Raw genomic sequence first — 12,139 nt, forward strand, 5'->3', positions numbered from 1 at the left:
AGATTCTTACTGATCACAGTATATCAAATCATATTCTTGTGATCTGTAGGGTATGGATTTTATCGTTTCTCCCTGAGCGTTGAAATAGGTAACCACATACAATTCTGCAGCTTTTAAATGTTGCTCAGCCATAAAAACAGGATTGCTTAAACTCCCAACATTAATGATTTCATTGTATTCAATAGGAAGAATTTCACCTCGCACATTTCCATACAATCCATAGCCATCTTCACCAGAGATGATAGCCAATTGCTCATCACCTACCTTGATCCACAATTTCACACTATGAATTTCCTGCTCTATTACTTCTTCGTCCAAATTAATTAACGACCAATCAAGGCCGTCACGAACCCACAAAGAGGTATCATTCCAATCAATCATCTCGTCATAGTTGAACCCGACAACCTTCTTATTTACGGCATTCACAAGACCGTGCTTACCATTCTTTACGACTTCATAATTTTCTCGAATACGCTTTATACGAGCACTGTACTCTGCTGGAATCAAGGCTCCATTTCGAAGATCATAACAGCCAATTCGACCATCTTTCAACAAGAACAACAATTGGTTTTCTTTATCTACTACGTCATATTCGGCAGCTACCACATTGGACCCATCCGTTCGGCGCACGCCTGTCTTGCCTCGATATTTGTACTTGAACAGTGAATCAGCCATTAAGGTCAATTCATCAAAATCACCCCAGAAAATCAAATTGGCATCCCGGTCAATTACTTTGTGCTCAAAACCATCCTTGACATCCAAATAACTGGCATCACTACCAGGCCAAATGAACACACTCAACTCATTACTTTCTACAAGCGGAACACGTTCACGATTTTGGAATAACAAATCGAGCGTGTCACCCTTTTTGATTAACGTAGCAAACTCATTCAACATTTTCACAGAATCAATATCGTTCATCGGTCTAACACCGCCAGGATATCTTGATAATAGGATCCAATTCTCTTTCTTCAATGCCAACCAGCCATCATTTACAGCTATATTAGAAAACTCCTGATCAATGATTTCAGCCTCTTCTTCCTTGACCATCTGATAAACGTCTGGTGTTTTGATATACCAAAAAGAGCCGCTGATGTATACTTCCTGCTCTTCCAAAGGCACAATAAAATTCAGTTTGGTATCGATGACACCCTCTTGATCTTCATAAAATACTTGCATCAACGTATCTTGAATCAACTCATAGTCATCAAACTGAAAATCAAGATCAGCATCACCAAGGCTCAAATGCTGAACCGTAGTAATCGCCATTTGATCATCTTTTTCAACAACGATGTATGGCCCAACCATTTCAATGGCATCGTAACGAGCATCAAGTAACACCTTTCCGGTTGGAGTACAGATACCCCAGTCGTAATCATGTTTGAAATTGATCCAGCCATTTTTCAAAATGGAGGCATCATCAACCGTCTGATCGATGATCTTGAATCCTGAAGCATGATATAAATATTGTTCGTCTTGTCTTACAAGCCTAACTGCAGGACTGATGGTCTGGTAGTCTTCGACTTCTGACAGTAATGAATCACCAGTTCTTGAGATAAGAATATTCTTATCTTCCAACTTCACTTCCAGCCAGCTGTCGGTAATATCACCACATAAATAATCAGCATTTACAGATTGGTATTTTGGATCAAGGATAACCTCTCCGCTTGAATTCAAAAATCCAAACTTTGCCTCACTGAATAGCGTAAAAAGAACTTCTTGATTGAGCTGATGCAGGTCCTTTAAAGAGTCAATTTTGGGATGTAGTCGATAAACTTGTTGATCAATTTGAGCAGGATCAGCTCCTAGATAATAGGCTATATCAGCAGCCTTTTTCACTAAATGACTTTTAGGGTAATCGCGAATGAATTGAATATATTCTTTCTTCAAATTCAATACGGTCGTCCTTTCAAATATGACCTCCTCCGCCTGCTTTCTGAATGGTGTTTTGGGATGCTCTTTTAAAAACGTGATATAACTCTCCGTTTTATCATCTTTAGTATAATCCTTGAAGAGCAGAATGTGGTAGTTTTCTTTAGCCTGAGGCACAAAACTGGAATTTGGGTACTGTTCAAAATATCCTTGATAGGCCTCCCAGGTATGAATAACTAAAACCAGTTCATAAGCCAAACTATCTCTTAAATAGGTAGCCTGACTCATCAATTCGGAATAAGAATACCTATCTCTGAAATCATCCCAGGCTGCTACGGTATTGGTGGTATCCGCTCTAAAAAATGCGCTTTTTGCGACTTCATTTCTTTGTCTGATGAGTTCATCCATGGACAAACCAATATCCTGCAAGTCTTCATGAATTTTCGCATCAGCTATATGAAAGTCGTTTAAAGCAGCTTCTATGAATAAGCTTGACGAGTCTATGTGGTAGCGTTGAAATGCCGTATCCAGAAATAAAACGGAATAGTAATACTTCGCACCAGGGTTGATAGTATCCTTTTGTATAGACTTCAGAATCAGCTTTTCTGTCTTCTCAAAATCACGATCAATATATGCTTTTTGAATTCTATTGAGAATCCCCGCATATACCGTAATGATCACCCCAAAAATGATCATCCAAGAAACCATTAACTTTCTACTCATAGCTGATTTAAACACCTTTGCAAAGTAAAAACATTCTGGAACAAAGGTTGTTATGAAAATCAATATCCGTTGAACCGTGATAATTCCTGTTCATACATAATTATTCCGGTCAAAGACTCCCCATGCCTCTAGAGACCATTCCGATATATATCTTTGAATCATTAATTCGCAAAGGCGAGTAAATTTTAGGCGGTGATTAGATCTAGTTTTTACTAGATCGCAAGATTCGAACCCAACCAGTTATGGGTCGAACTTAAAAGGGGCAAACGCACGTTTGCCCCTTTCTTGTTTTTATAAGCATATTCAATTGATTAGTAATTCTTGAATGACTATTTTCAAGAATGAGACAAGCACTTAAAGATCAAGAAGTTGGTCTAGACCCTCACTTCAGATACCGAGGTAAAAATCAAACACGAGTAGAAGCCTTCACAGATGCCGCATTTGCGCTCGGCATTACATTGATAGTCCTGTCTTCTTCGGTTCCTGATACGTTCAAAGATTTATGGTTGTCTGTCCGCGAAATCATCCCGTTCGGAATATGCGTGATTCTTGTCATGGTTATTTGGTACCAGCACTACCTGTACTTCCTAAAATATGGTTTGCAGGATCGCATGATCATCACGCTGAACACTATTCTGATTTTTCTAATTCTGGTTTATGTCTATCCACTTAAGTTCTTGGCACGTTTCCTTTTCGAACTTGTTCTCGCATTGTCATCTAGAAATTTCGACATCCTCAGCGAAATGTTTGGGCCGGAAGGTGGTATAAACGACATGAAATACCTGATGGTCTTGTATGGACTGGGCGCGGCACTAATATTTTTCACCCTTGCTCTTATGCACCTTTATGCAGGCAAGAAAAAAGAAGAACTGAAGTTAAACGAATACGAGCTGTTTGTGACTCAAACTGGGTCAAGGCAGAACCTTCTAATGGCTCTTGTCCCAGCTCTTTCAGTAATTTTAGCTCTTATAGATTTCCAATCAACGACACTTAACCAGTCAGTGGCAGGCTTTACCTATTTTCTATACCCTCCCATCATGATAATCAATGGGTTTAGACGAGAAAAGAAACGCAAACAGCTTATTAAAAAACTGAATCTTAAATAAAACCGACTGTATCAAAAGTTGTCATTTCGACTTTGGAGAAATCTCTCCCCAATTCTATAACCATCTTATTAAAAAAAGATAGATTTCTCTAGTCGAGCACCTCGTTACATCGAAATGACAATTAGAAGAGACTTTTGAAACAGTATTCTGATTTATTTGTAAAGTTTTTTGCCTACATCATAATATTTATCTCCTTCTTTCCAGAAAGGGGTTTCTTTCATGTTGCCTATCATCCTTCCAGAAAGCACATACGCTCTATAGAAAGTATACATGTAATCCATATCCAACGATTCGAATTCATCTGAAGGCTGGTGATAATATTTAAAGATGCTGTCATCAAAAGCATCCATTCCAGGAGTAAATGTAGGAGCCGGGATACCTTTCTTCGCAAAGCTCACATTATCCGATCGATCAAATAATCCCTGATCTTTGTAGTTTTCATCATCTCCAGCCTTGAGACCATATGCTTCAATTGCTTCGATCAATAATTCCTCTGCTGTGGTACGATCAAGCCCAATCACTGTAGCAAGATTGGTATTGTTATATCCACCACCATCACTATTGAAGCAATAAACGATTTCATTCAAAGGAACAGCACTGTGCTCCACATACCATTCACTACCAAGCAAGCCTTTCTCCTCACCTGCGAAAAAGATGAATAAAGCTGATCGCTTAGTTGGATACTTCCCAATATTCTTTGCTGCCTCCAGTACAGTAACCGTTCCAATCGCATTATCTCTAGCGCCATTGTAAATAGCATCTCCTGTGCTATCTGGTTGTCCAATACCTACGTGATCATAATGTGCAGAATAGACCACATACTCTTCCTTAAGTTTCGCATCGCTGCCTTCCACATAACCAACAATGTTAGCTACGTCAAATCGCTCTACACTGGCTCCGGAAATATTTATAGATAGTCGCTTAACCTTGGTAAATGCGGGACTATTTGACTGATTGGCATTATTCACCCAAATGGATGTAAAATCATCTTCTTCTTGTCCATAGTCTAACTCTACTCGTTTACCTGAGAGGTATCTTACAAGAAGAGACCATGGAATTTGTGGAGAATTATACAACTCTATTAATGCCAAAGCTCCTGCTGCTTTGGCCGCTTCTCTTTTTTCTGCAACCAAGCCAAACCATGCTCTTGGACTCATGTCCGTGCCATCTCCAGCTGTTGCCACGATAATTTTACCTTTTACATCAGCAGCTTCAATCTCTTCTGGAGTAGCATACTCCAGTGATACCACTTGCTTTGACAAATCAATGTTCGACCCGTTTAAGAGCAAGAAATCTTTTTCCAATTCAAACTGACTAGAATCAAAAGAGATCACACCTTGATTAGGCTTGATTACTTTCTTCATATTCACTGTCTGAAAGTAATCAGGATATTCATCAAATGGCTTTACGCCATACAATTCTAACTGAGTTCGTAAGTATTCTGCAGCTACTTCTAGTCCTTTAGAAGGAGTATCTCTACCTTCCAGAGCATCTGAAGATAAGAATTTTAAGTGAGCGGCAATGCTTGCCTGATTAACCGTCTGGTCGGTTAACTTTTTATCCTTTTGTGCATAGGAAATGCCTGCTGTCAAAAGCAGTAGAATCATTAGCAGTTGCTTCATCTTGATCTATTCTATTTTGATTTTTGAAGAGTCTAAGATACTGCAACTCGCCGGATTGCACCTAATCGTCTATTTTGTATTTGGGTTGGGAATGATCCCTATTCTCATCCCCATTTTTATAAAAAGGGATAGCAACATCCATGATTCCTTCACGGACACTGTTCCAGAGGTAATTGAAGAAGTCTTTATTTTGATACCTCACAAAGTAAATCTTACCCTCCTTGTAGCCAAGGCTGTCCTTGTGATTATTGTTTCTCAGAACAATATTTCCAAACAATGTTTTGAAAAACTCCTTGTCCCGCCCGTCATCGTAAATGGTAATTTTCAAATCCGAATAGTCACTGACTAGTTGACCATTGGCATCATAATTATCCCCTTCAAAACTGAAATCAAGAGAATGAACAGTGCCTTCTGCAGTTACTCCAACCAGTGGCGTCATCACCTGATTAACATATGTAACTGGTAGCTCAGATAAATGTCCAGAAACTGAAAATTTATTGTCAGGTGATGCTAGATCAAGTCGGATTTGAGTTTTCAAATCACCTTTACCCATGAATTGACATTGCACATCTACAATGAGCTCCGGTTGCTTTTCTATCAATGAACTGTCATTAGTTAGATTATATAATGATGCGTAGGTGTTATCAAAATAGACGCTTCCACTGCGTGGAAACATAACTGGATACTGCTCATATTCTATATAACTATCCTTTACCTGAGCAGTATCTAATGTCAATGTAAATGGCAATTTGCGAATCAGCTCCTGCATCATAGGCTTTACCTTTATCGGTTGTGGTGGTGGCCGCTTGTCTTTGTAAACCTTCAAAGTTGCATGCTCAATATTCGCTTTGGTTGAATGCAAACTAAAACCATCATCCAAGCTCCAAACGACGTTTTCTGCATACACTTCTTTAACCGAAAGATCTATTTGTGCTTTTTCATACTCCAGCTTACTAACAAAAGTTTCTCGATCAAACCTGGATGCAAAAATCACATCCTGAACACGCACTGCTGTATCCTGCACGGTAATTTTACCTCCTGAAAAGGAATACAACTCTCCTGCTTGCATTCGAAACTTTCCTGCACTTATTTCAGAGTTTTTGAAGTCTAAAGGAAAAACATGACTAACAGTAGCCGTATCAATAATAATTTCTTCCGCTTTCAGGGTGAAATCCGTTACCACAAATAACGAATCAGGGGCATTATGCTTAGCAACGCTGATTCTAGCTGCGCGAAAATTAAACTCATGAAGGTTGATGCTAGTGAACAATTCACGAACAAACAGATTGATTTCTTTTTTACCACCCATTGAAAGTTCATCTTCTGGCAATTGAACATGAATGAATGCTGAATCGACCTCCAACATATCCACCCCAATCTCCTTGTTGAAAATGAGATCAATAAAACTGAACCCTTCTATAGCTATGAACTTAGCTTCTGCTGCTATGGTAAGATTAGGCTGATCTTTGATACTATCCATCTGGAATAATGGCGCATCAAACTGAACCCGACGATTCTTCACATCGATCTTTACCTTATTCACGGCTATACGATCACCCAGTAGGCCGGGAAGACGTTTGGTGGACAAATAATCCACATACCAATATCCAGCACCCACTAACAGTGCTACGACGATGATAAGAATGATGGTGGTTGCTTTTTTAATAGTCGTAAAGTGAAAGGTAAAAAAATAACGGCCCCACAATGGAGCCGTTATTAAAAGACTATTTCATACCTAATTGTTTAACTATTCATCACCAAATAATTTCACAACGACTGATTCTCCTGCTTTTTTATATCCTCTAAACATGCCTGAAGTGTTAAATGGCATGGCCACATTGCCAAACTGATCCAGCGCGATCATACCTCCTGTAGCACCCATATCTCCGATTTTATTCATCACTGTTTGTGACGCATCCAATACAGATAAGCCTTTGTATTCCATCAAAGCCGACACATCATGAGCAGCAGCTACTCGGATATAGTATTCTCCATGACCCGTTCCAGAAAATCCACATGTCTTATTATTCGCATAAGTACCTGCTCCAATGATTGGCGAATCTCCAACACGTCCCCATTTCTTATTGGTCATTCCTCCCGTAGATGTTGCTGCGCAGATATTTCCATTTTGATCCACCGCTACAGCACCCACTGTTCCATGTTCTTTTTCTAATCGCTTCACGCGATCCAATTGTCCAGCTCGCTTTTCGGTATAGAAATATGAAGGCTCTACTATTTCTAAACCTTGTTCTTTGGCAAATTCTTCAGCACCTCCTCGCACGAGCATAACATGCGGAGAATTTAACATTACTTCATAGGCAGCTAAGATTGGGTTCTTAATCGTTTTCACTCCGGCTACAGCTCCTGCATTCAGATCATCTCCACGCATGATACTCGCATCAAGTTCATTTTCTCCTGTTGAAGTGAATACAGCTCCTTTTCCTGCATTAAATAATGGAGAATTTTCCATTAAGGTAATAGCAGCCAAAACTGCCTGACTACTTTCTCCTCCTGATTCCAATATAGAGTAGGCTGTATCCAATGCAGCATTTAAGCGCTCTCTATAAGCAGCTTCCGAAATGGAATCGATGCCTTCTCGGGTAATGTTTCCTGCTCCACCATGAATGACCACAGCAATTTTGCGTTCTGACTTTTCAGCAGGCATTTCTTTCTCCTGAGCAGGTTTACAAGAAATAATTAGGGCGACTAAGGCGAAAAAAACAAAATTATTTTTGAATCTTATTGGACTAATCATAGTTTTTTATGTAATCTCGTTGTGTTACTTTAGCGCTAATTTTTACCGCACTAAACTTAATTATAAAGATTTAACCTATGGCTGAGAAGACAAAATATTCAGAAGATGAGTTAAAAGAGTTTGAAGAGTTGATTAACCAAAAATTGGATAAAGCCAGAGAAGAACTTTCTATTTTGAAGGGCTCCCTTACTAGAAATACAGACGAAGGTACAGACTCTAACTATAGCTCTACCAAAACCCTGGAAGATGGCGCCGATACTGCGGAAAAAGAACAATTAAGTACGCTTGCTGGTAGACAGCAAAAATTCATCAACAACCTGGAAAAGGCATTGATCAGAATTAAGAATGGTACTTACGGCATCTGTGTGGACACTGGGAAATTGATCAGCAAGGAGCGATTGAGAGCAGTGCCTCACACCATGCACTCTATTGAAGCAAAACTGAACGCAAATAAATAATTGGATTACCTCGCTAACCATATTGAGGCGCTCATATTCTGTTCGCCCAAACCAATAACGGGTGATGAAATTCAAGGCTGTCTCAAAGAAATGTTTGAGGCTGATGTGCCTATGAACGACATCATAGAAGGTATCGTAACACTGGAAAAAAAATACCAGGCTGACGAATACAGTTTTGGATTGGTACAGAGCGGAGGTGGATTTCAATTTTTGACCAAACCTGCCTATCAGGCCAGTATCAGTATTCTGCTCAAGCAGCAATCCAAAAGAAGACTCTCCAACTCAGCCATGGAGACCCTTGCGATTATTGCTTACAAACAACCTGTTACTAAAACAGAGATTGAGCAAATACGAGGAGTAAACTGCGACTATGCAGTGAACAAGCTCCTGGAAAAGGAACTGATAGAAATTAAAGGTAAATCGGATTCAATAGGTCGTCCTATGCTTTATGGCACTAACCTAAAGTTTATGGACTACTTTGGAATAAACAGCCTTAAGGACCTACCTACGCCTAAGGATTTCGTACAAGAAGAGGAAAATACAATAGGGAAAGAAGAAGAATGATGAAAGGGAAGAAACCCTCTAAGCCGCAGTTTAAAAGCAACAAGAAGTTTGCTGAACCGGCACCACAAGAAGTCCGCCTAAACAAATACATCGCCAATTCAGGTGTATGCTCCAGAAGAGAAGCTGATACGCTCATTGCAGACGGGGAGATCAAGGTAAATGGAGAAGTTATCACTGAGCTCGGTTACAAAGTTCAGAGAACAGACAAAGTACAATATAAGGGCAAGGTTCTAAAGACAGAGAAACTACAATACGTACTACTTAACAAGCCTACAGACTTTATTACCACCATGTCTGACCCTAAGGAAAGAAAAACGGTAATGAGTCTTGTTAAAACAGCATGTGAAGAGCGTATTTACCCTGTAGGACGTTTAGATAGAGCCACAACAGGATTGTTACTATTCACCAACGATGGTGATTTAGCCAAAAAGCTTACTCACCCATCTTACAACATCAAGAAGATCTATCAGGTCACACTAGACAGACCAATAGAAAATCAGGATTTCGATGCCATTCTAAATGGTGTAAAACTAGAAGATGGCGTGGCTACTCCTGATGAAATGGCTGTCGTCTCTGATGACAAAACCGTACTAGGAATCGAAATTCACATTGGTAAAAACCGAATTGTAAGAAGAATATTCGAACACTTCGGCTATCGTGTTTCTAAACTTGATCGAGTAATGTTTGGCAATCTGACCAAGCAGAAACTTACAAGAGGAAAATTCAGGCATTTGACTCCTTCGGAAGTAATGTCTCTAAAGAATATGACTAAGAATAGAAAAAAAGGTGCTTAAGCACCTTTTTTTATTTCATCGAGTTAGCTAATACCTCCAAATCACTGTTGATAATCAAATGAACAGCACTACCTGGAGCTGACTCCACTTTCATGGTCTGCTGGTAAGCTCCAGTTGCTCCAAAAATATTGATACAGTCATCACTTACCTTGTATGCTTTGTTAGCAAAGTATGCCTTGCCATTGTCGTAAGCTTTCATAGCAGTAAGTTCCCCATTGAGATTAATTTTCACAGCGAATGATCTGGTATTGGTATTTCCTCCTCCAGCTCTGGAGATTTTACCATCCAACATTTTAAGCTCATTATAATTTCCTAATACCATGTATCCATCATCCAGATTAACCACCGCATTTAAGTCCCCTTTATAGCTCAACCTTGTCTGCCACAGCAAGTCGCCATAGATGCTATAATTCGCCATGATCAGTTCTGACTCCAGCAAGATATCATCTCGATAATCTATGCCCTTGTAAGTAACCATAATGGTGTTAGTTCGCTCGTTATAGTTAATAGATCTTGGAAACTGATTTAGCAAAAGTTGTCTACTCAACGTTGGCTGTCCTTTTTCATCCAGGATAAACAGATGATTGTGATGCACATCATTGGTATCTGCTCCATGCAATATCACTGCCAAACCTCCTGGAACCGTTTTCATTGCTCCAACTCGTGTATGAGAATCAAATCCAATGGCACTATCAAACTGCAATAAATATTCATTCATCCAGCCGACTTTTTTGTCTTCGGTTATACCGCAGACAAATGCCTGTGTCTTGTTCTCTTTTTCATTTTTGATAATCCCACCAATGAAATAGGAGCCATCGAAGTTCTCAATTTTATGTGTGGTAATGGGATCTTTGGTCAACTGATCATTATCTACAGAAAGCTGCTCCTTCATCAAGTAGTCCTTCTTTTTATAAGTGATTTTCTCAGCCAAAGTATCTGCTTCATACATTTCATAAAGCCGATCCCGGATGCTCTGCACATAAGAAGTCACATCCTCTCTATTGGCAGATTGTTCTTTAGTTACTAATTGATCAACTCCAGCCTGACCCTGATAATGCATTCTCAAAAATTCCGAATATTTCTCCAGAGACTCATCAGTATTTCGTTTCTTGATATCACTCAATACAGTATCCGCATCCTTGATTCGATTGACCATCTGTCCATAGAGATATAACTTTCGCTCCATGTCCAGAGTAGTTGCAGTATCAAGCTGCTTACTAAGCATTTCCTGATAGATGAGGTCATGTTTCTTTTCTTTATACAAGAACAGAGGCTCCACTACCGAATTCAAATCATATTTTCTCAGGTTGAATAAAACCTCTTTAGATACCTTCAAAGGCTCAAATTTATCTCTTAGAAAATCCGGTTCCGCTTGCTCAATTCGTCTAACCAAACGAAGGTTTTCTTTAGCCAGATCCAATCTTAACTTATCAATTTCGTCATGAATACTTGCTCTGGTTTGATCAACCCATTCGGCATAATTCCATATCTGAATGTTGTCCTGCAAAAAGTTAATTTTAGACTCCAATCCATCCAATCGATAGATTGTGACAGGGAGAACGGTCATCTCTTGATGATACCCAATATCAAACGTATCAGATGCAGACTTGTATTCTTTCCAGTTGGCCAGACACTCTTTATAATCAGTCTTCACCTGCTCAAAGCGGGCATCTACAGACTCGTCAAACAAAAGGTACAGGTCTTTAAAGGTTGGAAATTCACCTAAGATGGAAGTGAACCCTTTATGCGCTTTGTCGTAACTGCTAAAGCTCTTCGTATATTTTTCATAGATGAATGGAGCATTGGCAATAAATCGCTGTTGCTCAGCACGCGTTTTATCTATGTATTTTCTAATTGAATCATATTCTACACGCAGCTTTCCCTTTTCATCAATTTTCCCGAAGTTGAAATAAAGTTCCTCATTCTTCCGAACCTCTTTTTCAGTAATAAATCGATCAGTTAGAGCAAATGCTGTCAAGGCTTCTCTGGCATTGCCAACCTTGTAGGCATAATCTTTAATCGGGTCACTATTCTTGTAGCGCTTAGTATAGATCACCCCAAGTTGAAAATAAATGCTTGGATTCTGTGGTTCTACAGGCAAATGCCTTTTCAACTGAGCTACCGCTCCACTTGGTGGCAAAGCCAATATCCTTGGAAGCGCATCTTCATACTTTTCTAGTTTCTGCGCTGTTGCACCAAAAACGATTAATAAAAGCAGGGTATTTAGTAAATTCTTCTTCATGAC

General features: G+C 39.4%; 9 protein-coding genes. 4 read left to right on the forward strand and 5 right to left on the reverse strand.

What is annotated here, in order from left to right; translation table 11 throughout:
• Positions 1-6 precede the first annotated feature (6 nt).
• The gene (locus NXS00_RS12015; RefSeq protein ID WP_258099451.1) at positions 7-2,595 is read right to left on the reverse strand and encodes a WG repeat-containing protein; all 2,589 of its coding nucleotides are present in this window, start codon (positions 2,593-2,595) and stop codon (positions 7-9) included.
• 341 nt (positions 2,596-2,936) lie between these two features.
• Between NXS00_RS12015 and NXS00_RS12020 the strand changes: the two genes are divergently transcribed.
• Positions 2,937-3,701 (forward strand): TMEM175 family protein, encoded by a 765-nt coding sequence (locus NXS00_RS12020; protein WP_258099452.1) that lies wholly within the window; start codon positions 2,937-2,939, stop codon positions 3,699-3,701.
• 152 nt (positions 3,702-3,853) lie between these two features.
• Here NXS00_RS12020 and NXS00_RS12025 read toward each other — a convergent pair whose 3' ends face one another.
• From NXS00_RS12025 to NXS00_RS12035, 3 genes are all read right to left on the reverse strand, one after another.
• Entirely contained in the window at positions 3,854-5,323 is a 1,470-nt protein-coding gene (locus tag NXS00_RS12025; protein WP_258099453.1) for a M28 family metallopeptidase, read from the reverse strand.
• 61 nt (positions 5,324-5,384) lie between these two features.
• On the reverse strand, positions 5,385-7,028 hold the full coding sequence (locus NXS00_RS12030; RefSeq protein ID WP_258099454.1) for a hypothetical protein: 1,644 nt from the start codon (positions 7,026-7,028) through the stop codon (positions 5,385-5,387).
• A 42-nt stretch (positions 7,029-7,070) separates the two neighbouring features.
• Positions 7,071-8,078, reverse strand: a complete 1,008-nt coding sequence (locus NXS00_RS12035; protein WP_308709012.1) for an isoaspartyl peptidase/L-asparaginase family protein — start codon at positions 8,076-8,078, stop codon at positions 7,071-7,073.
• A 77-nt stretch (positions 8,079-8,155) separates the two neighbouring features.
• On the opposite strand from NXS00_RS12035, the gene NXS00_RS12040 reads away from it, so the two are divergent.
• From NXS00_RS12040 to NXS00_RS12050, 3 genes are read left to right on the forward strand one after another with little or no spacing between them, the layout of a single operon-like run.
• Positions 8,156-8,536 (forward strand): TraR/DksA family transcriptional regulator, encoded by a 381-nt coding sequence (locus tag NXS00_RS12040; RefSeq protein WP_258099455.1) that lies wholly within the window; start codon positions 8,156-8,158, stop codon positions 8,534-8,536.
• The gene (scpB, locus tag NXS00_RS12045) at positions 8,537-9,100 is read left to right on the forward strand and encodes an SMC-Scp complex subunit ScpB (RefSeq protein ID WP_258099456.1); all 564 of its coding nucleotides are present in this window, start codon (positions 8,537-8,539) and stop codon (positions 9,098-9,100) included.
• A complete protein-coding gene (locus NXS00_RS12050) occupies positions 9,097-9,894 on the forward strand; it encodes a pseudouridine synthase (RefSeq protein WP_373418663.1) in 798 nt (265 codons plus the stop codon). Before scpB ends, NXS00_RS12050 begins: the two co-directional genes overlap by 4 nt.
• A gap of 10 nt (positions 9,895-9,904) precedes the next feature.
• Here the strand turns inward: NXS00_RS12050 and NXS00_RS12055 are convergent, their stop codons facing one another.
• On the reverse strand, positions 9,905-12,136 hold the full coding sequence (locus NXS00_RS12055; protein ID WP_258099457.1) for a hypothetical protein: 2,232 nt from the start codon (positions 12,134-12,136) through the stop codon (positions 9,905-9,907).
• Between the last annotated feature and the right edge of the window lie 3 nt (positions 12,137-12,139).

This window comes from Marinoscillum pacificum, assembly GCF_024714495.1.
GTDB classification, from domain to species: Bacteria; Bacteroidota; Bacteroidia; order Cytophagales; family Cyclobacteriaceae; genus Marinoscillum; species Marinoscillum pacificum.

What these genes read in the sequence shown, in the direction of transcription:
- NXS00_RS12040 (WP_258099455.1), top strand. Translation starts at nt 8,156, where the DNA reads ATGGCTGAGAAGACAAAATATTCAGAAGATGAGTTAAAAGAGTTTGAA.
- NXS00_RS12025 (WP_258099453.1), bottom strand. Translation starts at nt 5,323, where the DNA reads ATGAAGCAACTGCTAATGATTCTACTGCTTTTGACAGCAGGCATTTCC.
- NXS00_RS12055 (WP_258099457.1), bottom strand. Translation starts at nt 12,136, where the DNA reads ATGAAGAAGAATTTACTAAATACCCTGCTTTTATTAATCGTTTTTGGT.
- NXS00_RS12015 (WP_258099451.1), bottom strand. Translation starts at nt 2,595, where the DNA reads ATGAGTAGAAAGTTAATGGTTTCTTGGATGATCATTTTTGGGGTGATC.
- NXS00_RS12020 (WP_258099452.1), top strand. Translation starts at nt 2,937, where the DNA reads ATGAGACAAGCACTTAAAGATCAAGAAGTTGGTCTAGACCCTCACTTC.
- NXS00_RS12050 (WP_373418663.1), top strand. Translation starts at nt 9,097, where the DNA reads ATGATGAAAGGGAAGAAACCCTCTAAGCCGCAGTTTAAAAGCAACAAG.
- NXS00_RS12035 (WP_308709012.1), bottom strand. Translation starts at nt 8,078, where the DNA reads ATGATTAGTCCAATAAGATTCAAAAATAATTTTGTTTTTTTCGCCTTA.